21 protein-coding genes are annotated in these 23218 nt (G+C 59.1%); 2 read left to right on the forward strand and 19 right to left on the reverse strand.

All coding sequences use genetic code 11. The annotated features are described in order from the left end of the window. Positions 1-23: 23 nt before the first annotated feature. The 19 genes from lptE to CKW32_RS15225 form a co-directional block, all read right to left on the reverse strand. A complete protein-coding gene (lptE, locus tag CKW32_RS15130; protein WP_095185305.1) occupies positions 24-635 on the reverse strand; it encodes an LPS assembly lipoprotein LptE in 612 nt (203 codons plus the stop codon). After that, on the reverse strand, positions 632-1570 hold the full coding sequence (locus CKW32_RS15135; protein ID WP_032885033.1) for an MlaD family protein: 939 nt from the start codon (positions 1568-1570) through the stop codon (positions 632-634). Before CKW32_RS15135 ends, lptE begins: the two co-directional genes overlap by 4 nt. Position 1571: 1 nt before the next feature. Continuing rightward, entirely contained in the window at positions 1572-2375 is an 804-nt protein-coding gene (locus CKW32_RS15140) for an ABC transporter ATP-binding protein (protein ID WP_095185306.1), read from the reverse strand. Beyond that, entirely contained in the window at positions 2372-3520 is a 1149-nt protein-coding gene (locus tag CKW32_RS15145; RefSeq protein ID WP_095185307.1) for an ABC transporter permease, read from the reverse strand. The genes CKW32_RS15140 and CKW32_RS15145 overlap by 4 nt, the downstream gene beginning before the upstream one ends. Before the next feature lie 55 nt (positions 3521-3575). Beyond that, positions 3576-4607, reverse strand: a complete 1032-nt coding sequence (locus CKW32_RS15150; protein WP_032885028.1) for a DUF5924 family protein — start codon at positions 4605-4607, stop codon at positions 3576-3578. A gap of 72 nt (positions 4608-4679) precedes the next feature. Next, complete coding sequence (locus CKW32_RS15155; RefSeq protein ID WP_095185308.1) at positions 4680-6062, reverse strand: pitrilysin family protein; 1383 nt, start codon at positions 6060-6062, stop codon at positions 4680-4682. A gap of 57 nt (positions 6063-6119) precedes the next feature. Beyond that, positions 6120-7778, reverse strand: a complete 1659-nt coding sequence (locus CKW32_RS15160; RefSeq protein ID WP_095185309.1) for a Na/Pi cotransporter family protein — start codon at positions 7776-7778, stop codon at positions 6120-6122. Between the two features lie 214 nt (positions 7779-7992). Further along, positions 7993-8760, reverse strand: coding sequence for a TerC family protein (locus CKW32_RS15165; RefSeq protein ID WP_032885024.1), 768 nt, complete (start codon positions 8758-8760; stop codon positions 7993-7995). A gap of 64 nt (positions 8761-8824) precedes the next feature. Further along, positions 8825-10132 (reverse strand): CitMHS family transporter, encoded by a 1308-nt coding sequence (locus CKW32_RS15170; RefSeq protein WP_032885023.1) that lies wholly within the window; start codon positions 10130-10132, stop codon positions 8825-8827. Positions 10133-10511: 379 nt separating this feature from the next. Then, positions 10512-12473, reverse strand: coding sequence for a DUF4105 domain-containing protein (locus CKW32_RS15180; RefSeq protein WP_095185310.1), 1962 nt, complete (start codon positions 12471-12473; stop codon positions 10512-10514). Continuing rightward, positions 12470-12790, reverse strand: a complete 321-nt coding sequence (locus tag CKW32_RS15185) for a DUF2388 domain-containing protein (RefSeq protein WP_027608008.1) — start codon at positions 12788-12790, stop codon at positions 12470-12472. Before CKW32_RS15185 ends, CKW32_RS15180 begins: the two co-directional genes overlap by 4 nt. Before the next feature lie 39 nt (positions 12791-12829). Next, entirely contained in the window at positions 12830-13138 is a 309-nt protein-coding gene (locus tag CKW32_RS15190) for a DUF2388 domain-containing protein (protein ID WP_032885019.1), read from the reverse strand. A 105-nt stretch (positions 13139-13243) separates the two neighbouring features. Further along, a complete protein-coding gene (locus tag CKW32_RS15195) occupies positions 13244-13564 on the reverse strand; it encodes a DUF2388 domain-containing protein (RefSeq protein ID WP_032885017.1) in 321 nt (106 codons plus the stop codon). 283 nt (positions 13565-13847) lie between these two features. Continuing rightward, entirely contained in the window at positions 13848-14063 is a 216-nt protein-coding gene (locus CKW32_RS15200) for a DUF1127 domain-containing protein (RefSeq protein ID WP_032885015.1), read from the reverse strand. A gap of 318 nt (positions 14064-14381) precedes the next feature. Further along, a complete protein-coding gene (locus tag CKW32_RS15205) occupies positions 14382-15875 on the reverse strand; it encodes an acetyl-CoA hydrolase/transferase family protein (protein WP_095185311.1) in 1494 nt (497 codons plus the stop codon). A 179-nt stretch (positions 15876-16054) separates the two neighbouring features. Beyond that, positions 16055-17491: an NAD(P)(+) transhydrogenase (Re/Si-specific) subunit beta gene (locus CKW32_RS15210; RefSeq protein WP_095185312.1), complete on the reverse strand. Its 1437-nt coding sequence runs from the start codon at positions 17489-17491 to the stop codon at positions 16055-16057. After that, entirely contained in the window at positions 17491-17814 is a 324-nt protein-coding gene (locus CKW32_RS15215) for an NAD(P) transhydrogenase subunit alpha (RefSeq protein ID WP_005783507.1), read from the reverse strand. Before CKW32_RS15215 ends, CKW32_RS15210 begins: the two co-directional genes overlap by 1 nt. Positions 17815-17829: 15 nt before the next feature. Next, positions 17830-18951 (reverse strand): Re/Si-specific NAD(P)(+) transhydrogenase subunit alpha, encoded by a 1122-nt coding sequence (locus CKW32_RS15220; protein ID WP_032885012.1) that lies wholly within the window; start codon positions 18949-18951, stop codon positions 17830-17832. 423 nt (positions 18952-19374) lie between these two features. Next, on the reverse strand, positions 19375-20304 hold the full coding sequence (locus tag CKW32_RS15225) for a LysR family transcriptional regulator (RefSeq protein ID WP_177434279.1): 930 nt from the start codon (positions 20302-20304) through the stop codon (positions 19375-19377). Positions 20305-20460: 156 nt separating this feature from the next. Here CKW32_RS15225 and CKW32_RS15230 point away from each other — a divergent pair, with 156 nt between their 5' ends. Beyond that, on the forward strand, positions 20461-21642 hold the full coding sequence (locus tag CKW32_RS15230) for an acyl-CoA dehydrogenase (protein WP_003187423.1): 1182 nt from the start codon (positions 20461-20463) through the stop codon (positions 21640-21642). Between the two features lie 12 nt (positions 21643-21654). After that, a complete protein-coding gene (locus CKW32_RS15235; RefSeq protein WP_032885010.1) occupies positions 21655-22875 on the forward strand; it encodes a CaiB/BaiF CoA-transferase family protein in 1221 nt (406 codons plus the stop codon). The last annotated feature ends 343 nt before the right edge of the window (positions 22876-23218 follow it).

Here is a 23218-nt window from a genome sequence, read left to right on the forward strand (position 1 = left end):
GGGGCTTGCCCCCGATGAGGTCCTCAGCGTTTCGCAACACCGTTGCCCTGCTGAACAACCCACTCCACCACCTGCCTGCTCAACTGATCCCCGGCCACTCCAAACCCGGCCACCACCGCCGGCACCTTGGTATCGCTCACCGCTTGGTGCACTTCAAACCGCCGGCTGGCAATAATCCGCTGATCACTGCCACGCACCAGGCGTGCGTCGAGGCGGATCACCACCTCCACCGCACTGCCCCGGTACTCACTCTGAAACGCCTGCAACTGCCCGCCTAGCTCATAGTCGGCCTGCAGGTTAGTGTCGTCGGTGCTCAACAGCGTCACTCGGCCGTCACGCTGGAAGCCGTCCAGCAGGCGATTACGCAACAGTACCGGCGCGGGATCGCTCCAGCGCGAGTTGGCGTAGCTGCTGATCAGGTCGCCATTGGGCACCACGGCGATGCGTGGGCTGTCGAGGAACTCGCTGGTTTGTGGCTTGGTCAGGCGTAGCGACCAACCTACCGGGGTGCCTTGAGTCGTCGTCTGGGCGGAGGCCAGGCGGTAGACGTCCGACGGGTCGGCTTTAGGCAGGATCGAGCATGCGCTCACCAATGCCAGCGCCACAGGAGCGATCATTTGATAAGCACGCTTCATGGCGTGAACTCCTTGTTCTTATCACTGCCCAGCAGGTAACCGCTGGGGTTGGCTTCCAGGCGGCGGGAGATGGCGCGCAGCGAACCGAGTGTTTCGCGCAGTTCGCGCACCGCCGGCGCCAGTTCGTTGAGGCCCTGCATGCCACTGTTCACCGAGTCTTTGTTATTGGTCAGCAAGGTATTGATGGTGGCGGTGCTTTGCTCCAGGGATTTCATCGCTTGTTCGGCGCTGCCGAACGCCTGTTTGCCTTGATCGTTGAGCAACCCGTTAGCGTTACGCATCAGCACCGTGGTCTGCTCCAGAGCAGCGGTGGCTTGTTTGCTGACTTGCATCAGTTGTTGCATCACCACCTTGATATCGCCGCGTTGGTCGGCAATGGCGCCAGTGGTTTGTTGCAGGTTATCCAGGGTCTTGCTCAGTCGCTCGACGTTATCCGAGGAGAACATCTCGTTGGCGTTGTGCAGCAGCAGGTTGATGCCGGTCATCAGGTCATTGCTGTTGTTCAGCAGCCGCGCGATGGGTGATGGCGAGGCGATGATCTGCGGCAGGTTGCCATCCTTGCCCTTGAGCACCGCACTTTGAGGTGTCCCGCCGCTGAGTTGGATGATCGACGTGCCCGTGATGCCGGTCAGCGCGAGTTTGGCTTGGGTGTCTTCCTTGATCGGCGTCTGCCCGGCCAGGCGGATACGCGCGAGTACGCGGCGCGGGTCGTTGGGGTCCAGGCTCAGGCTGATCACGTCGCCCACCTTGATCCCGCTGTATTGCACCGAGCTGCCTTGAGACAAGCCGCTGACCGCCTCGTTGAAGATCACTTCGTAATCCTGGAAGGCGCTGTCGACGCTGGATTTGGCCAGCCACAGGCCAAACAGCATCGCGCCGACCACCACGATCACGCTGAACAGACCGATCATCACATGATGGGCTCGGGTTTCCATGTCATACCTCGTTGAGCGGTTGAGCGGCATCCAATGCCGCGCGGCCCCGGGGGCCGTGGAAGTATTCGTGAATCCAGGCGTCGTCCGTTTCCGAGACGATATCGATGGCGTCCGCCACCAGCACTTTCTTCTGCGCCAGCACCGCCACGCGGTCGGTGATGGTGTACAGCGTGTCCAAGTCATGGGTGACCAGGAACACGCTCAGGCCCAGCGCGTCGCGCAGGGTCAGGATCAGTTGGTCGAATTGCGCCGCGCCAATCGGGTCGAGGCCGGCGGTGGGCTCGTCGAGGAACAGGATGTCCGGGTCCAGCGCCAGGGCCCGGGCCAGTGCGGCGCGCTTGATCATGCCACCGGAGAGCGACGCGGGGTATTTGTCGGCGGCCGACAGCGGCAGCCCAGCGAGGGCGAGTTTGACGGCCGCCAAGTGCTCGGCGTCTCGACGGCTGAGGCCTGCGTGCTCGATCAGTGGCAGCGCGACGTTCTCGGTCACGGTCAGCGAGGAAAACAGCGCGCCCTTCTGGAACAGCACGCCGAAGCGCCGCTCTACCAGCGAACGCTCATGCTCCGGCAGGCTCGGCAGATTCTTGCCGAACACCCGCACTTCGCCCTCGCTGGGGCGGCGCAGGCCGACGATGCTGCGCAACAGTACCGACTTGCCACTGCCGGAGCCGCCGACCACCGCAAGGATTTCGCCCTTGTACAAATCCAGGTCGAGATTCTCGTGCACGCTCTGGCTGCCGAAGCGATTGCACAGGCCACGCACTTCAATCACCGCCTCGGTGGGCGAACGGTGTAGACGACTCACCAGCCCATCTCCATGAAGAACAGCGCGGCAACCGCATCCAGCACGATCACCACAAAGATCGATTGCACCACGCTGGAGGTGGTGTGGGCGCCGACCGATTCGGCACTGCCGCTGACCTTGAAGCCTTCCAGGCAGCCAATGGCTGCGATCAAAAAGGCGAAGATCGGTGCTTTCACCATGCCCACCAAAAAGTGCTGCACGCCAATGTCCGATTGCAGTAGCGAGAGGAACATCGCCGGCGAAATATCCAGCGCCACGGCACACACCACGCCGCCGCCGACGATCCCCGAGAGCATCGCCAGAAAGGTCAGCATCGGCAGCGCGACCAGCAGCGCGAGTACGCGGGGCAGTACCAGCAACTCCATCGGATCCAGGCCCAGTGTGCGGATGGCGTCGATTTCTTCGTTGGCCTTCATCGAACCGATCTGCGCGGTAAACGCACTAGCGGTGCGGCCGGCGATCAGGATCGCAGTGAGCAACACGCCGAATTCCCGCAGGAAGGAGAACGCCACCAGGTCCACCGTAAAAATTGTCGCGCCGAAGCTTTTGAGTACCGTGGCGCCAAGAAACGCCACCACGGCACCGACTAGAAAGGTCAGCAACGCCACGATAGGCGCAGCATCGAGGCCGACCTGTTCGAGATGGGCAACCATCGGCGTCAGGCGCCAGCGCTTGGGGCGGAAAATGCCACGGGCAAAGGTTTCGAGGATCAGGCCGACAAAACCCAATAATTGCTTGCTGTCCTGCCAGACGGTATCCACCGCCCGCCCGATGCGTGCCAACACCTGGATACCGGCAGCCTCTTCCGGTGCTTTTTCCGGTACGCAAAAATCGTTGAGTGAGCGGTAGACGGTCTTGAGCAACGCGCGGTCGGCAGCGGACAGACTGCAATCGGTCTGCTCGGCGGATTGCTCGATACGGGTTGGCCCAAGCAGTTCCACCAGCAGCGAGGCGCCGGCGGTATCCAGGGCGCCGAGCCCATTGAGGTCTATGCGTGCGCCGGCGTCGTATTGGCCGTCGAGTTTGTCCGACAGCTTCTTTAGGTTTGCGTAGTGGGCCAGCGTCCAGTCCCCCGTAATCCGCAGTAACGGAGGGGCGGTGGAGGTATCGAGGTGGGCTGCGCCGGCCGTGGGACTACTGGTCATAAGCTCCGAGCTTGTATTGGCTATCCACAATTCCTACGTAATAGCACGATACAGCCTACTTCGGGTTGTCCGTTTGTGCTGCGTCAGTCACTTTGAAGCGCAGCACGCCGATCACCTGCCCGTCTTCGGTCAGCACTTGAACTTGCCAGCGCCCCGCCGAATCGGGCGGGAAGTTCTGTTTGTGGGTCCAGGCGCGATAGCCTTCCTTGCGCCCGCCGTGGATGTCCAGGGCAATGCGGTCGACCTCTTTGCCGTTGAATTTCCACACGTGGTAGATCCGCTCATTCAGCCCGCGTGGCGCGTTGATTGCGGTATAGGCATACAGCCCGCTGCTGCGCAGTTGAGCGACAGTCACTTCCTTGAGGTCATCGCCTGGCGTGCGGTCTTGCAGCTGGGTGCTGATGGCCACTTCGGTCATCCACAGCGTGGCCGGCGGTACCCAGCTGCGTAGGAACCAGCCTGCGCAGCCAATCGCGGCGGTCACCCCCAGCAGCATCGCCCAGCCCTTGAGGCTGCGCAGCGGCATGCTCACTGCCAGGCTCGGGATCGACAACGCCATGGCTACGCCGAGGGCGAGCTTGTAACTCTCGGCGGTGGTCAGGTGCAGGATGATCGGCAGCGCGGTGAGCAGCGCGGCGAACAGCGTCAGGGTGTGCAGCGCCAGGAACAGCGAGCGCTTGGGCGCCAGCCATTTGTAGTACAGCGGGTCGATGATCGACACCAGTGCCGCTGCGCCGAGCAGGCCGGTGAATATCGATTGGCCACTGTTCCACGCCGTGGTGATGAAAAAGAACGGCAGCACGAAGAACAGACTTTCCTGGTGGATCATCTGGGTGGCGTAGCGCAGCAGGGGTTCGGGAATTTCCCGCTTGAACACCTTGGTGAACAGCTGGGTAAAGCTGTTCTCCAGCATCAGCCACAACCAGCTCACCAGCATGATGACCGCGATCCAACTGGCCATGCCCTGCTGACGGTCCACCAGAATGAAACTGCACACACCCGAGATGAAGCCGCCGAGTGCAATCACCCCTGGGTAGCGCTTCATCAGTTCGAGGATGCGGGTGATTAAACGGGTTACGTTTTGCATTCGGCGGTTCGCAGTCTTTGTAGGAAAAAATCCCAGACAGAATAACGTCTTAGCCCGGCGTTCGGTGCCCGATTACGTGATCCGTTTGCGATAAAGCCGCACGCCGATCAACACAATGGCGATCAGGCCAAGCACGCCGGCGCCGATCCAATTGAGCATGTCGTAACTTAACAGCGGTTTTTCGATGCGCCAGTAGCCAGGCTGCTTGAGTACCTGGCGCATGGCTTGGTTCGCCTGATCCAAGTTGACGGCCTTGATGCGTTTGACCGGGTCGCTGAAGCGGCCTTTGTCGTAGTCGGCCAACGCCGCCCAATAGTAGTCGGCCAACGCGCTGTTGCCCTGCACGGCCCAGGCTTGCCGCGCGATGGCGGCCTGTTGCAGGCGGGCGAAGGTGGCCGGGTCGAGGCCGTCTTTGAGCAACTGCGCGGTGAGGTCGTGCAGTACCTGTTCGGCCTCAGGGAGGTTTTCTCGCTCAAGGTCGGCATTCAGGCTGAGGAAACCTACGCCGCCGAGCACTTCGCGTTCGCTCCAGGGGCCGTAGGACAAACCGTGCTTGAGGCGCAGTTGACGGTACAGCGCCCAGTCGAGGTAGTCCTTAAGCAGGTCGTAGGTTTCATCGTGCTGGTCGTCCAATACCGGTTCTGGGAACAGCCAGTGCAGTTTGGCGCTGTTGCCTACCCAGCCGTGGATCAGTTCGCGGTGGCTGTTGGCGGTGTGCTGGATTTCCGGCAGGGGCCTGTGCTCGGTGGGGTCTACCGGGTCGAGTTCGCCGTAGGTGCGTTCCAGGTAGGCCGGCAGCAGTTTGTCGAGTTCGCCGACGACGATCAGGGTCATGTTGTTGGGGGCGTACCAATTCTTGCGCAGTGTCTGCAACTGGTCGCGAGTCAGTTGCTCGACCTCGGCGCGTTCGGCGCATTTGAGGCCCAACTCGACGGCCAGTTGATTGCTGGCGGTGTGGCCCAGGTCCTGACGGTCCAGCAGGCGTTGCAGGTGCGAGTAATGGCCGCCGTCTTCGCGCTCTACTACTTGTTTGGCCGCATTGATATTGGCGTCGGTCAACTCAGTGCGGGTGATGATTGCCAGTAACAGGTCGAGCACCTTGCGCTGGTTTTTCGCGGGAGCCTCAATTACGAAGGTGGTGTCGGCATTGCTGGTGTAGGCGTTCCACTCGCCGCCCAGGGCCTGCATGCGCTCTTCGAGGTCGCCTTCGCCGCCGCCGTCGATGCCACTGAACAGCAAGTGTTCGAGCAAGTGCGGCAACTCCTTTTCCTCACAGCCGAAGTCATCCAGGCCCACACCGACCACCAAACGGATCGCCACGTGCCCACGTTCGGTGCCCGGCTTGAGTAGCAATTGCAGGCCGTTGGGCAAGGTGTAGCCCTCGACTTGCAGGCGGTCAAAGGCAAAAGCGTGGGCAGAACCCATAAGCAGGCAGGCGAATAACAGGCGACGCATAACTGGCTTCCTGGCGAGTGAGGTCAGCTCTAACTGACTTCACGGGCCATCGTACGTTCAGGGCGAATGCGTGATGTCGGCAATATCTTCGGCCGAGAGCGCGCCTGTGTCGGACGTTTCCAACACTACATACGCACTGCTACAAAACAACGAATTGAGGCGTTTCATGTCGGCAATCAGCTCCAGGTGCAGGGAACTGGTCTCCAGGCTCTGTACGATTTTGCGTTGCAGACGGCTCACATGGGCGTGGGCCAAGCGGCGCTCCTGGGCGCGAAAGCGGCGCTTTTCGCGTAGCAATTGGCGTGCGCTTTCCGGGTCGGCGCTGAGGAATACCGAAAGGCCGAGTCGCAGGTTGGCTATCAACTGGCTGTGCAGGCCGGTGAGTTCTTCCAGGCCTACTTCGGAAAACTGGCGGCGCTGAGAGGTTTTCTGCTGCTGGACTTTACGCAGCATGCGTTCGATCAGGTCGCCGGCGAGCTTCAGGTTGATCGACAGTTCGATGATCTCGGCCCAGCGGCGACTGTCCTGTTCGCTCAGGTCTTCGCGGGGCATTTGCGCCAGGTAGAGCTTGATTGCGCTGTAGAGCGCTTCGACGTCATCACTGAGGCTGCGCATCTCCTGGGTGATCGCAGTTTGCTTGCCGCGCAGTACTTCTTGCATGGCGGTGAGCATGTTGTCGATCAGGTCGCCCAGGCGCAGGGTTTCGCGGGCTGCATTGGCCAAGGCCAGGCTGGGCGTGGTGAGGGCCGTGGGGTCCAGATGACGGGGTTTGGCCTTGCCGTTGGCCTCTTCTCGCTCGGGCAGCAACCACGCGCAGAGGCGCGCCATTGGGCCGATGGTCGGCAGCAGGATCAGGCAGCGACTGACGTTGTAGAGCAGGTGGAAGGTGATGACCATGCCTTGAGTGTTGTAGTCCAGGCCGTCCATCCACAGTACCAGTGGGTCGAGCACCGGGATGATCAGCAGCAGGCCAATCAGTTTGTACAACAGACTGCCCAGAGCCACTTGGCGCCCGGCGGCGTTCTGCATGCTGGTGCTGAGGAAGGCCAGCACGCCGCTGCCGATGTTGGCGCCGATCACCAGGCCGATGGCCACGTGCAAGCCGATCACGCCGGCGCCGGCGAGGGTGGCGGTCAGCAATACGGCGGCCAGGCTGGAGTAGGAAATCATCGCAAACAAGGCACCGACCAGTGCGTCGAGCAAAATGTCGCCGGTCAGCGAGGCGAACAGCACTTTCACGCCCTGGGCGTGGGTAATCGGGCCGGCGGCTTCGACGATCAATTGCAGCGCGAGGATGATCAGGCCGAGGCCTATTCCTACTCGCCCCAACTGCCCTGCCCGCGTCTGTTTGCGCGACAGAAAGAAAATAACGCCGAGAAAGATCAACAGCGGCGACAGCCAGGACAAGTCAAAGGTCAGCACCCGCGCCATCAGCGCGGTACCGACGTCGGCGCCGAGCATAGTCGCCAGTGCGGGCATCAGGCCCATCAGGCCCTGGCCCACAAATGAGGTCACCAGCATGGCCGTGGCGTTGCTGCTCTGCACCATGGCTGTCACCAGGATGCCGGCGACAAACGCAAGCCAGCGCTTGGACATGTTATGCCCGATGACCTGACGCAAGTTAGAACCGTAGACCCGCAGGATCCCGGTACGGACGATGTGCGTGCCCCAGATAAGTAGGGTCACGGCGGAAAGCAGATTGAGCAAGGTCAGCATGCTCGGCCCCCCGTGTAGGTGTGCTCCAACAGGAGCGAAGGAAAGTTGCCGCGTGCCGCTCTACGTCTTGTACTTAAGCTGTAGTTGGCGAATGGGCTCGGCGCCAGCATCGCATAGCTAAAGTGGGGATTGAAACAAAACTGTCATGAAATCAGCTTTTTGCGGATGAAAAAAAACGGGACGCAAGCGCCCCGTTTTTTACGACTGGCTCGGGTTATTGACCCGGGATGTCCTTACGCAGTTTCACAGGATCCTGCTGTTTCTTCTTTTTCGCGATGGCGGTGCGCATCTTGATGTTCACCGCTTCTACCGCCAGCGAGAATGCCATGGCGAAGTAGACATAGCCTTTAGGCACATGCACGTCGAAGGATTCGGCGATCAGCACTGTACCCACCACCAGCAGGAACGACAGCGCCAGCATTTTCAGCGACGGGTGCTTGTCGATGAAATCGCTGATGGTGCCGGCAGCCAGCATCATCACCAATACGGCAACCACAATCGCGGCAACCATGACCGGTACGTGGGAGACCATGCCGACGGCGGTGATCACCGAGTCCAGGGAGAACACGATGTCGATGATCGCGATCTGGATGATGGTGTAGATGAACTTGCCACCGGCGCCTTTCGGCTCGTCCTGGGTTTCGTCTTCACCTTCCAGTGCGTGGTACATCTCTTGGGAGCTTTTCCACAGCAGGAACAGGCCACCGAAGAACAGAATCAGATCGCGACCGGAAATGCCTTGGCCAAACACCACAAACAGGTCGGCAGTCAGTTGCATGACCCAGGTGATCGACAGCAGCAACAGGATGCGCGTGACCATGGCCAGCGCCAGGCCGAATATCCGGGTGCGAGCCTGCATATGCTTAGGCATGCGGCTGACCAGGATCGAAATCATGATGATGTTATCGATGCCCAGGACGATCTCTAGGGCCGTCAGGGTGAAGAAGGCAATCCAGATTTCCGGATTGGTCAGCCATTCCATGTGTATTCCTTTGAGCGTGTGTTAGGCCGCACCGGCGTAGGGCCGGCGCAGCTGGGTTGTACGATTATAGAGTGCTGAACAGCGGAAAAATCCCCATCAGCAATGCGGCGAACATTATGCACAGGCACACCAGCACTGCCCACTTCAGGGTGAAGCGCTGATGATCGCCAAATTCGATACCGGCCAGGGCGACCAGCAAGTAGGTCGACGGTACCAGCGGGCTGAGCAAGTGCACCGGTTGGCCAACGATGGAGGCGCGGGCCATTTCCACTGCGGTGATGCCGTAGTGGCTGGCGGCTTCGGCCAGTACTGGCAGTACGCCGTAGTAGAACGCATCGTTGGACATGAAGAAGGTGAACGGCATGCTCACCAGTGCGGTGATAACGGCCAGGTACGGGCCCAAGGCGTCAGGGATGACCGCCAGCAGGCTCTTGGACATCGCATCGACCATGCCGGTGCCCGACAGGATGCCGGTAAAAATACCCGCGGCAAAGATCAGCCCTACCACCGCCAGTACGCTGCCAGCATGGGCGGCGACGCGGTCTTTCTGCTGTTGCAGGCACGGGTAGTTCACGATCATCGCGATACTGAACGCCACCATGAACAGCACCGGCAGCGGCAACAGGCCGGCGATCAGTGTGCACATCAGGGCCAGGGTCAGTGCGCCGTTGAACCAGATCAGCTTCGGACGGCGGGCGTCTGGAAATTGCGACACGCTGATTTCGCTATGGTCGATCTCGTCGCCCTGCAGGTGCAGTTCGCCCAGGCGAGCACGTTCGCGCTTACCGTACATATAGGCGATCGCGAGGATAGCGACGACGCCGGCGGCCATGGCCGGAATCATCGGTACGAAAATATCCGAAGGGTCCACATGCAGCGCACTGGCGGCGCGGGCGGTCGGACCACCCCAAGGGGTCATGTTCATCACGCCACCGGCGAGAATGATCAAGCCGGCCATGATCCGCGGGCTCATGCCGATGCGCTTGTACAGCGGCAGCATGGCGGCCACGCAGATCATGTAGGTGGTGGCGCCGTCACCGTCCAGGGACACCACCAGGGCCAGTACGGCGGTGCCGACTGAAACCTTCAGCGGGTCGCCTTTGACCATCTTGAGGATCTTGCGCACGGCCGGGTCGAACAGGCCGGAGTCGATCATCAAGGCGAAGTAGAGGATGGCGAACATCAGCATCACGCCGGTTGGCGCGAGCTTGGTGATGCCTTCGAGCATCATCGGGCCGATCTTCGGTGCGAAACCGCCGAACAGCGCGAACAGGATTGGCACGATGATCAGGGCGATCAGCGCAGACAGGCGCTTGGTCATGATCAGGAACATGAACGTGATGACCATGGCAAAGCCAAGGAAAGTCAGCATAGGAATACTCCAGGCGTAGCGCGGCTAGGGAATGGCGAACCGGGATGGGTCAGCGCAGAACGAAAGGCACGAGGCGTACGGGGGGAGTTGGGGCGAACAGGCGGGTACGGACGGACATCGGGAATCACCATTGTTGTTGTAAACAGCCGGTCTTTTGCCGGCAGTGGGGGCGATCCTAGACGTGAAAGCTTTCAGCCAGCTTTCGCTGGCTAAACAGGCGATGTGGAAAAGACGCACGGTCTTCAAGGGGGCACAGGTGAAAATGTGGGAGGGGGCTTGCTCCCGATAGCAGAGTGTCAGTCACTGCATGTGCAAGCTGACCCACCGCCATCGGGAGCAAGCCTCCTCCCACATTTGATATGTGTTTATTTCGGCTGCTTCAGGGCAGCTCAAGGCCGCCCGCTGCTTTGTGCAGTTTGCGCAGGTGTTCGCCCACCTGCTTGAGGTTGGCTTCGCATGCGGCGATTTCTGCGGCGCGAGCAGGGTCCAGCAGCGCCCTCACCTCTTTATCCAGCTCGCCGGTCAGCGATTGCAGCTGTTTCTGGCGTTCGGCGCTTTCCGATTCCAGGCGTTTGGCTTCCGACGGTTGTGGCAGGCCGTAGCCGCCGCTGCCGAGCAATTCTGCTGGCCTGCTGAGGAACCCACTGTTGGCGAGGATCTGTTGCAGCGTGGCGTTGGCTTTTTCCATGCCGCCGTTTTTCAGCTCGCGGGCACCGAGATAGCGCTGTTTGACCTCATCCTGAGCCAGCATCAGCTGCTTGCGAAAGCTTGCCTGTTCCAGCAGCAACAACGCGGCGCTAGTGCGCAGATCGGCCTGGTCGAACCATGGGCGCCGTTGCGCTGCGCTGAGCGATAGCCAATCTTCAACCTGGGTCTGTTTGATCGGCAGGTGTTTGCGCAGCACATCGAACATCGCCTGATAACGCTCGCGGAACGAGTCAAAGTGATAGCCCAGGCGCAGGGCTTCACGTTTGTCATTCAGCACGCTGGTATCGGCCAGGCCGCGGGCTTGTAGCACTTCAAGCAGGCCGTTGGGGGTGATGTTGTCCAGGCCGGTGAGTTGCGGGTTGGCGCTGCCGCTGCGTAACAGCTTCAGGCTTTCGACCGCGCAGTTATTGGACAGGAAGAAGTAGTTGCCGTCGTAGCTCCAGTGCATCTCTGCAGCGTGTTCGACGGTGTCGTTGATCTCTTGTCGTGACAGTCTCAACGGCACGGAAGCCAGGCCGCGCAGCTCGGTCTTGGTGTATTCGTCGATCACCTGGGCCAACGGAAGCACAAACAGGCGTGACGGGTACTTGCCCACCAGGCCATCCCAACTCGACAGTTGTACGTCACCGACGAACGCGCGGTAGGACAAGACCAGATGCTGGTCCAGGTCCAGCCGGCAATCTGGTCCGCGGGGACGGCCCGGTGCGCAGATCACCAGGCGTAACATGCTGTGGCCCCAGCGGCTGACCAGGTTCTGGTTGGCTTCGGCCAGCAGATAGTCGATTTCATAGACCCGCTCCGGGTCCACGTGGCCCAACGGCGTCTTTGCAAAGTCGTTGCCCGCATTGAGGAACGGGTAGGCCTTGGCGCAGGCATCCTGTTCAGGCGGTGCCCAGCCGAAGTGTTGCTGGTAATAGCGGAACAGTGCGGGGCGTCGGCAGGCGTAGCTTGGATCGAGGAGGAAGTACTCCATGTTGACCGCGACGAACTCCAGCGGGCTGCTGGTTTCGTAGATGTCTGGGCTGCGCACGATTTGGCGGTTGTGCTGCTCGCGCTCACCGCGCCGGCCGACATACTGCGGCCAGCCGGCGAGGTCCAGCAGGCGCGGGTCATCGCTGAGGGTGAAACGGCGTTCATTCTGGCCACGGCATTGATCGGGCAGGCCGATCAGGCCGGTGATGCTGTTCTGGCGGCTGCAGCGCTGGATCAGCGCGCGCTCGTCCTTGGACCACAGGCGCGCACGGTCATAGATATGGGTCAATTCATGCAGCACGGTGGCGAGCATTTCCCGGCGCACGGTGCCGTGGGGGCGATTGGTTTTCTGGGTGGCGGCGCTGCCATCGGTCAGGGGAGCGAGCAGATTGCGGTTGAGGTCCAGTTCGGACACCAACGAGGCCTGACCATAGGCATTTTCGGGCATCTTGTCGGTCCAGCCGACATCGATGCGTCGGTCCAACTGCTCGATAAAGCGCGGCGGCAGTGAGCGCATCGCTTCATCGAGCAATGCCTGGCTGGCCTGCTGTTCGGCCGGGCTCAAGCCTTCTGTCTTGAGCCGCAGTTGCAGGCTGGCCTGGGCTGCGCTGGCACACAGCAGCACAGTCCCGGCCAGGAGCCAGGCAGCGAGGCGCCTCACAGAGCGAGGATGGCTTCGGCGAGGGTCTGGTCGCTGGCGTCGCGGGCTTCCGGCAGGCGGGTGCGCAGGGTATCGAAGGCGGCTTCCAACTGTGCGCCTCGGATTTCGCCATTGGTGGCGACGAAACTGGCGGCGTCGTCGTGAGCTTCGCGCACGACTTTGGAGTCGCGGATGGAGGTGGTGGTGTCCGAGGTGAAATCAATGGTGCGGCCGGAGGCGCGGACAATGATGTTACTGGTGGCCACCAGGGTATGCGCCTGGGCAACGTCGGCCAACAACAGCAGGCCAAGGGTGGCGGCGATCAACGGGCTACGCATGGAAGAACTCCGAATACAAAGATGGAAACACAAAGATGATTATTGGACGAGAATTGCCTGCGCCAGTTCAAGGTCGCTTGCATGAAGTTTTGGTTGGTTCCGGCGCAGGTAATCCAGTGCCGATTCCAGCCGCGCTCCACGCCATTGGCCGTCAGTGGCGATGAACGCGGCGGCGTCATCCTGAGCGGCCACTACTACTTTGCGGTCGAACGGTGCGGAGGTCACCTTGCTGGTGGCATACGCGCTCGCAACGGTGCTCTGGATGGTCAGGTCAAAGGCCGAAGCCAGTGGCGACCAGCCAGCGAAAAACACGACAGGGACAATTAACAGGCGGTATGAAAAAGCCATGGGACTCGACAACTGAAAACGAGCGCCAAGGCTAGCGCAATGCCCCGGCGAGAGCCAGCGCCGAGGCATTCAAGAGCAACTGGCGCTCGCTCATATCAGGTGCGATCAGATAGCCAGGATGGCTTGAGCCAGCTGTGCGTCAGTCGCGGTATTCAGTTGTGGTGCTTGTTGGCGGATCTGGGCCAAGGCGCTTTCCAGCTTCACACCACGAATGGCTCCTTCGCTGGCGACAAAGCTGGCAGCGTCGTCTCGGGCGGCACGCACGACTTTGTTATCGCGAAGGGACGAAGTGGCATCGGAGGTGGCGTCTGAAGTGGCCTTCAATGCGCCGACGATGGAGTCGGTGGTCACTATAAAGCTGGAGGCATTGGCGTTTGCAGCCAGGACCAACAGGGCGGCGGCGCTGAGCAGGCGAAGACGGGACATGGGGTGACTCCTATATATGAGCAATAAAGGTGGCGCAGAGACTCGCCGAATGTTGATTGGATAGTAGGCCGAGGCTTATCAATTCGGATAGGTTTTGTGCAGTTCTGAAAACTGTACCTATTATATTATTTGTTTATTAAACTGTACCTGTTCCTCTAAAAGCATTGCTGGAAACGCACACGCCTAAAACAACAAAGCCCGCCTCCGGTCTCCCGGGGCGGGCTTTGTTTTGACAAATCAGTGCTGGCAGTGGACCCGGTGGGTCAGGGCCAGCGAGCGCTAATTAGCGCCAGAACGGCTTGCTCAGCTCTTCGTAGCGTTGAGCTTCGCTGATACCGGCGTCAGCCAGCAGACGCGAATCCAGACGAGCCAGTTGGTGGCGGCTGGAGATGCGGCGCTGCCACAACATCAGGTTGGCCAGAACGCGCAAAGGCATGGAAGCCTGGGTGTTTACAGCTTTTTCTTCGAAGAACAGTTCGGAACTGAGTGTACGTTCCATGATGACATCCTTCCGCTTATGGCGGCATTAGGTAGTGGTTTAACTGATGCCAATGATCCTCCTCTGGCGCAAGACTCTCTAGATACAGTTCACCTGTATTGTGAGGGGCCAGTTAACTGTTTATAGGTGCTGTACGGTACGAAAATGGGGCAACTGTACTTGTCTGCACTTTAATGGTGCGAAATTGGTAGTTATGGGGATATGCGTAAGATTTTTCTGTCGGAAAAGACCAGTACAGCAGTACAGTTTTATTAAGAAGTGACGATCAGGAAGCCGAGCTGATGAAGGTGTGTTTGCATCAGCCCGGATCTGTATCAATCAAGCCTTGAGCATATGCCCGGTTTCTTCCAGGTTAATGTGCCAACTCAGTGCTTCGCGCAGGATGTGTGGGGTGTGTCCGCCGATGGCGCAGGCCGCATTGAAGTAATTGTTCAGCGCATCGCGGTACGCCGGGTGCACACAGTTGTCGATGATCACCCGTGCGCGCTCCCGTGGCGCCAGGCCGCGCAGGTCAGCGAGGCCGACTTCGGTGACAAGGATGTCGACATCATGCTCGGTATGGTCCACATGACTGACCATCGGCACCACGCTGGAAATCGCGCCACCCTTGGCAATTGACTTGGTTACGAAGATCGCCAAGTGCGCGTTACGCGCGAAATCGCCTGAGCCACCAATGCCGTTCATCATCCGCGTGCCGCAGACGTGGGTGGAGTTGACGTTGCCGTAGATGTCGAACTCCAGCGCTGTGTTGATGCCGATAATGCCCAGGCGACGGACCACTTCGGGGTGGTTGGAGATTTCCTGCGGGCGCAGCACCAGCTTGTCCTTGTAGTGCTCCAGATTGCCGAACACATCGGCGTTGCGCCGTTCCGACAGCGTGATCGAGCTGCCCGACGCGAAGCTCAGCTTGCCGGCGTCGATCAGGTCGAAAGTCGAGTCCTGCAGCACTTCGGAATACATCGTCAGGTCTTCGAACGGCGAATTGATCAATCCGCACATCACTGCGTTGGCGATGTTTCCGATACCCGCCTGCAGCGGGCCGAGCTTGTTGGTCATGCGACCGGCATCCACTTCCTGTTTGAGGAAGTGAATCAAGTGATTGGCGATCCCTTGGGTGTCACTGTCGGGAGGTGTAACAGTAGAAGCTGAGTCCGCCTGGTTGGTGATGACAATGGCGACAATCTTTTCCGGCGGGATGGGAATCGCGGTGCTGCCGATGCGGTCATCGACCTTTACCAGCGGGATCGGCGTGCGAGTCGGGCGGTAGGTTGGGATATAGATGTCGTGCAACCCTTCAAGATTCGGGTTGTGTGCCAGGTTGATCTCGATGATCACCTGCTTGGCGAAAATCGCGAAGCTGGCCGAGTTACCCACGGAGGTGGTGGGCACGATATGCCCTTGTTCGGTGATCGCCACGGCTTCGATCACAGCAATGTCTGGCAGCTTGAGCTGGTTGTTGCGCAGTTGCTCGACGGTTTCCGACAGATGCTGGTCGATAAACATGACTTCGCCGGCATTGATTGCCTTGCGCAGCGTGCTATCGACTTGAAACGGCATGCGTCGTGACAGCACGCCAGCTTCGGTCAGTTGCTTGTCCAGGTCATTACCCAGGCTGGCACCGGTCATTAGGGTGATTTTCAGCGGGGACGTCTTGGCGCGTTCGGCCAGGGCGTGGGGGACGGCCTTGGCTTCACCGGCTCGGGTGAAGCCACTCATGCCGACGGTCATGCCGTCCTCGATCAGTGCGGCGGCGTCTGCCGCGCTCATGACCTTGTTCAACAACGAAGGCAAGCGGATACGATCACGGTACATGAATTGTTATCTCAGGCTACGGAAGCAAGGTGGGCAGTGTAGTGATTTCAAAAAGTTTCGGCCCGCTACCATGGTCGAATGCCGAGTAGTGTTTTAGAGCCTTTGGTCGGGTTTCATGTGGTAATAAAAAACCCCAGCCTATCGCAGGCCGGGGTTTTGAGTATTGCGCTGAAGCAGGGTTACTCGACGGCTTTGACCATGTCTTCGATGACCTTCTTCGCGTCACCGAAGACCATCATGGTCTTGTCCAAGTAGAACAACTCGTTATCCAAACCGGCATACCCGCTGGCCATCGATCGCTTGTTGACGATGATGGTTTTGGCCTTGAAGGCTTCCAGAATCGGCATCCCTGCAATTGGCGAGTTCGGATCGTTCTTCGCGGCCGGGTTGACCACGTCGTTTGCGCCCAGCACCAGGACTACGTCGGCCTGGCCGAATTCCGAGTTGATGTCTTCCATTTCGAACACTTGGTCGTAAGGCACTTCCGCCTCGGCCAGCAGGACGTTCATATGCCCAGGCATGCGGCCTGCCACCGGGTGGATCGCGTACTTCACGGTCACGCCGCGGTGAGTCAGCTTCTCGGTCAGTTCCTTCAGCGCGTGTTGCGCACGTGCCACCGCTAAGCCGTAGCCTGGAACGATGATCACGGTGTCGGCGTTGGTCAGCAGGAAGGTTGCGTCGTCGGCCGAGCCGGACTTCACCGGGCGCGCTTCTTTCGAGCCTGCCGCAGCACCGGCATCCGGCGCATTGCCGAAACCGCCGAGCAGTACATTAAAGAAGGAACGGTTCATCGCCTTGCACATGATGTACGACAGGATCGCGCCGCTGGAGCCCACCAGGGAGCCGGCGATGATCAGCATCGAGTTGTTCAGCGAGAAACCGATACCCGCCGCTGCCCAGCCGGAGTAGCTGTTGAGCATCGACACGACGACCGGCATGTCGGCGCCGCCGATTGGGATGATGATCAGCACGCCCAGCACGAAGGCCAGGGCCAGCATCAGCGCGAAGGCGGTGAGGTTGCCGGTGAACATAAAGGCCAGGCCTAGGCCGAGGGTCAGCAGGCCCAGCACCAGGTTCAGTTTGTGCTGACCGCCGAACTGTACCGGTGCGCCCTGAAACAGGCGGAACTTGTACTTGCCCGACAGTTTGCCGAAGGCGATCACCGAACCCGAGAAGGTGATTGCACCGATAGCAGCGCCGAGGAACAGTTCCAGGCGGTTACCGGCAGGGATTGAATCGCCCAGGTGCTTAACGATGCCCAACGATTGCGGCTCAACCACTGCTGCGATAGCGATAAACACCGCAGCCAGGCCGATCATGCTGTGCATGAAGGCAACCAGCTCCGGCATCTTGGTCATCTCTACGCGCTTGGCCATGATCGAGCCGGCGGTACCACCGACCAACAGGCCGACGATTACGTAGCCGATACCGGCGGTGGCGAGCTCAGCGCCCAGCTTATAGATGAGGCCCACAGTGGTGAGCACCGCCAGCGCCATGCCAAGCATGCCGAACAGGTTGCCGCGTCGCGATGTGGTCGGGTGCGACAGGCCCTTAAGGGCCTGGATAAAGCAGATCGACGCGATCAGGTAGAGCGTCGTTACCAGATTCATACTCATTACTTCTGCACCTCTTCTTTCACAGCTTTGGGCGCTTTCTTCTTGAACATCTCAAGCATCCTACGAGTCACCAGGAAGCCGCCGAACACATTGACTGCCGCCAAAGCGACCGCCAGCGTGCCCATGGTCTTGCCCAATGGCGTCACTGTGAGGGCGGCGGCCAGCATGGCGCCGACGATCACAATCGCGGAAATGGCGTTGGTTACCGCCATCAATGGCGTGTGCAGCGCGGGGGTAACGTTCCAGACCACGTGGTAACCGACATAAATCGCCAGCACAAAGATGATCAGGTTGTAGATACCGGGGGAGATAAGCTCTTCCATCGTCTGAATCCCTGCTTAGGCGTTTTTGCGGATGACTTGGCCGTCGCGGCACATCAGGCACGCGGCGACGATGTCGTCTTCGAGGTTGAGTTCAAACTGCCCTTCCTTGTTGAAGACCAGCTTCAGGAAGTCCAGCAGGTTGCGCGCGTACAAGGCTGACGCGTCGGCGGCGACAGCACCGGCGAGATTGGTCGGGCCACAGATGATCACGCCGTTTTCCACGACGGTTTCATCAGCCACGGTGAGCGGGCAGTTGCCACCTTGGGCGGCGGCGAGGTCGATGACCACCGAGCCAGGCTTCATCTGCGCGACGGTCTCGGCGCTGAGCAGTGTGGGTGCTTTACGCCCGGGAATCAGTGCGGTGGTGATGACGATATCGGCTTGCTTGGCGCGCTCGTGCACGGCCAGGGCCTGGCGCTGCATCCAACTGGTTGGCATCGGGCGTGCGTAACCACCGACGCCGACGGCGCATTCGCGTTCTTCGTCAGTCTCGTAGGGCACGTCGACGAACTTGGCGCCGAGGGATTCAATTTGCTCTTTGACGGCCGGGCGCACGTCAGACGCTTCGATCACTGCGCCCAGGCGTTTCGCCGTGGCAATCGCCTGCAGACCAGCAACACCGGCGCCGAGGATCAGCACGCGCGCGGCTTTGACGGTGCCGGCGGCGGTCATCAGCATCGGCATGAAGCGCGGATAGTGATGAGCAGCCAGCAGTACGGCTTTATAGCCCGCGATGTTGGCCTGAGACGACAACACGTCGAGGCTCTGTGCCCGTGAAGTGCGTGGCGCGGCTTCAAGAGCGAAAGCGGTGATGCCCTTCTCCGCCAGCTTGGCAATGGTTTCGTTGCTGAACGGATTGAGCATGCCCACCAACACGGTGCCGCTTTTGATCAGCGTAAGTTCGCTGTCGCTGGGCGCTACCACCTTGAGGATCAGCTCGGCGCCGAACGCATCGTTGGCACTGCCAATGGTTGCGCCTGCCGTTTCATAGGCACTGTCGACGACGCTGGCTTTCAGGCCAGCCCCGCTTTGTACAGTGACCTTATGGCCCTGGCCGATCAGCTTCTTGATGGTTTCCGGGGTGGCAGCCACCCGCGTTTCACCGGTCTGGGTTTCGAGAGGAACACCAATGTGCACGTCAAATCTCCTGCATGATCTTTTTGCTTTTGATCTTTTTGTAAAAAGGCCAGTGCACCGCGAGTGGCGCAACTGGGGCGGCCGATCAGCACGATCCCGCTGAAATGACAGCGGGGCGCGGCATTTTGCAGGCGAACTTTACGGCCTTCAAGGGATTATGACGGGTGACGAAAAATTAACTACAAGTCACCCTGTGACTGATTGTCGCAACATGCCGAAATAACCTCTTTAAATACAGGTAATTAAAGGGCCCTAGGTGATTTTTTGGTGTTTGCCCATGATTGATGTGAATAGTCGGGCATTGGCCTGTTGGAGTCGCTGCAAGCCACTAAAATCATGGTGTTAAGCCCTATTTTTGATGGATAGATACAGTCTGTGAAAATGCGACATATACGTATATCTGTAGGATCAAAAATTAACTGACTACAAAGTCAGTATGAGGGCTTTGGCCTTTAATTGCTGGGGGCTATAGCGCTGGGATTGGTCAATGAGCCAGTCCCGAAACGCCTGCAATGAGGCTGATTCGACTTTCCTGTCAGGAATCATCAAGTAATAAGCCTTGGTGCTTATTAGCGCGTCAGGGTTGGCGATCACCAGTTGATGCTCGTCCAGTTCTCGCTGGATCAGGAACGGTGGGATCAGCGCAATGCCCATGTCGTGCATGGCTGCTTGGGACAGCATCGAGAATAGCTCGTAACGCGGGCCTGTCATGTCGCGCGGGACGTTCAACTGCTGAGCGTTGAACCATTGGCGCCAGGCATACGGACGGGTGGTCTGCTGAAGCAGTGGCAGTTCCCCAATCTCCTGTGGCGTGAAACGCTTGCGGTCACCCAAAAGGCGCGGGCTGCACACGGGGACGGGATTTTCTCCCAGCAGCCGGTGGGACTCGGTGCCGGACCAATCAGCGTCGCCGAAGTAGATCGCCGCGTCGAAGTCGGTATCGGCGAACAGAAAGGGGCGTGTGCGGTTGGTCAGATTTACAGTCACCTCTGGGTGCTGCCGTTGAAAGTCCTTGAGGCGAGGGATCAACCATTGGGTACCAAAGGTGGGTACTACGGCCAACTCGATAGTGTTGGCGCCCTGCTGGCCCATGACTGACAGGGTGTCGCGTTCCACGGCATCCAGCTGAGTTGCCACTCTGCGGCTGTAGGACAGACCTGCTTCCGTCAGCTTTACCCCACGCCGTGATCGCCGAAATAGCTCGACACTCAAAAACTCTTCAAGGCTGGCTATCTGCCGACAAATGGCACCCTGGGTAATGGAGAGCTCGTGCGCAGCCTTGGTGAAGCTCTCGTGGCGTGCGGCCGCTTCAAAACTGACGAGGGCGGTTGTGCTGGGTATTTTTCTGCGCATGTACCTTGTACTCACATATAAAGCGCGCTTGCGCAGTTTCTGAGTGTTACAGAGTGAGAAATTAGCACAAGGCTATGCGGAAACCTCGTTTGCTCTCCTCGCTCGCTCAGCCTAGGCTCCCCCCACGACATCTGATTTCTTTGCGAGGACTTATTCATGGCTGGCAAGGCAAGCTTTAACTGGATCGATCCGCTACTGCTGGATCAACAGCTCACCGAAGAAGAGCGCATGGTGCGTGACAGTGCTGAGCAATTTGCCCAGGACAAGCTGGCGCCCCGTGTTCTCGAAGCCTTCCGCCATGAAAAAACAGATCCGGCGATTTTCCGTGAAATGGGTGAAACCGGCTTGCTGGGGGCGATGATTCCTGAGCAGTACGGTGGCAGTGGCTTGAACTATGTCAGTTACGGGTTGATTGCGCGTGAAGTTGAGCGCGTCGACTCCGGTTACCGTTCCATGATGAGTGTGCAGTCGTCATTGGTAATGGTGCCTATCAATGAGTTCGGCACCGAAGCGCAAAAGCAGAAGTACTTGCCCAAGCTGGCCTCCGGCGAATGGATTGGCTGTTTTGGTTTGACCGAGCCTAACCACGGCTCTGATCCAGGCGCGATGATTACGCGTGCGCGCAAAGTGGACGGCGGCTACAGCCTTACGGGCGCCAAGATGTGGATCACCAATAGCCCGATTGCAGACGTGTTTGTGGTGTGGGGTAAGGATGACGCCGGTGATATCCGTGGTTTTGTCTTGGAGAAAGGCTGGAAGGGCCTGAGTGCGCCAGCGATTCACGGCAAGGTCGGCCTTCGCGCCTCTATTACTGGTGAGATCGTGATGGACAACGTATTTGTGCCGGAAGAGAACATTTTCCCGGATGTGCGTGGCTTGAAAGGTCCTTTCACCTGCCTTAACTCGGCGCGCTATGGCATCTCCTGGGGGGCGTTGGGCGCTGCCGAGTTCTGCTGGCACACCGCTCGCCAGTACACGCTTGATCGTCAGCAGTTCGGTCGTCCATTGGCGGCTACCCAACTGATCCAAAAGAAACTGGCGGATATGCAGACCGAGATCACTCTGGCGCTGCAAGGTTGCTTGCGTCTGGGGCGTATGAAGGATGAGGGAACGGCTGCGGTTGAGATTACGTCGATCATGAAGCGCAACTCGTGCGGCAAGTCTTTGGATATCGCTCGTATGGCGCGGGACATGTTGGGTGGCAATGGGATTTCCGACGAGTTCGGGGTGGCGCGTCATTTGGTGAATCTTGAAGTGGTTAACACCTATGAGGGCACACATGACGTTCACGCCTTGATTCTGGGGCGCGCGCAAACCGGTCTTCAGGCGTTCTATTAATAGGAGAGCGGTATGGGCGCGCTTTCGCATCTGCGGGTACTGGATTTATCGCGAGTGTTGGCGGGCCCTTGGTCCGGACAGATCCTTGCGGATCTTGGGGCTGAGGTGATCAAGGTCGAGCGTCCCGGCAACGGTGACGATACGCGTGCCTGGGGCCCGCCCTTCCTTAAGGATGCTTATGGCGAGAACACCAGTGAGGCGGCGTACTACCTATCCGCTAATCGTAATAAAGAGTCGGTGACTATCGATTTTACGCAACCGGAGGGTCAGCAATTGGTGCGGGACCTGGCGGCCAAGTCCGACATCCTGATCGAGAACTTCAAGGTCGGTGGCCTGGCGGCATATGGGCTGGACTATGAGTCACTCAAGGCCGTTAATCCGGAGTTGATCTATTGCTCCATCACTGGGTTTGGCCAGACCGGACCGTATGCCGGCCGTGCGGGCTACGACTTCATGATCCAGGGGCTGGGCGGGCTGATGAGTCTGACCGGTCGACCGGAGGGTGATGAGGGTGCGGGGCCGGTGAAGGTTGGGGTGGCGTTAACTGACATCCTTACTGGGCTCTACTCGACGGTGGCGATTCTTGCTGCGCTGGCGCATCGCGATCACGACGGTGGCGGTCAGCATATCGATATGGCATTGCTTGATGTGCAGGTGGCGTGTCTGGCTAATCAGGCGATGAATTACCTAACGACAGGGGTGTCCCCAAAGCGTCTGGGTAACGCTCATCCGAATATCGTGCCTTATCAGGACTTCCCTACAGCCGATGGTGATTTCATTCTGACGGTGGGAAATGACAGCCAGTTTCGCAAGTTCGCCGAAGTGGCTGGTCAGCCGCAGTGGGCGGATGATCCGCGCTTCTCTACTAATAAGGTACGAGTGGCTAACCGTGCAGAGCTGATTCCGTTGATTCGCCAGGCTACTGTCTTCAAAACGACCGCTGAGTGGGTGTCGCGGCTGGAGCGGGTGGGTGTGCCTTGTGGGCCGATCAATGATTTGGCGCAGGTGTTTGCTGATCCGCAGGTCAAGGCGCGTGGGTTGGCTATGCAGCTACCACATGCGCTGGCGGGGATGGTGCCTCAGGTTGCCAGCCCCATTCGGTTGTCCAAGACGCCTGTGGAGTACCGCAGTGCGCCTCCGCTGTTGGGTGAGCATACAGCTCAGGTACTACAGCGTGTGCTCGGGTTGGGGGCTGCGAATGTGGCTGCTTTAAGGGGGGCAGGTGTCATCTAGATGTTCTGTTCTATATATATAGCGCTCGGTTGACCATTTTTTAATCAATCCTAGCCAATTGATAGATATAGCAAATTAAAAGGTTGACGTGAGATTCTGGGAGCCTATAATTCGCCCCACTTCCGGCGCAGTCGAAACGGAAAACTCCTTGGTAAACAATGAGTTACGCAGTTTTCGGCAGTAGGTTGCTTCAGTTCATCGAAGCCAAAAAGAAGTTGAAAAAGAGGTGTTGACAGCAGCGTGTAACGCTGTAGAATTCGCCTCCCGCTGATGAGAGATCAGAAGCGCAAGTGGTTGAAGTTGTTGAAGAAATCTTCGAAAGCTTCTGAAAATAATCACTTGA

Origin of the sequence: Pseudomonas sp. Irchel 3H9, assembly GCF_900187495.1 — a bacterium.
Taxonomy (GTDB): Bacteria; Pseudomonadota; Gammaproteobacteria; order Pseudomonadales; family Pseudomonadaceae; genus Aquipseudomonas; species Aquipseudomonas sivasensis.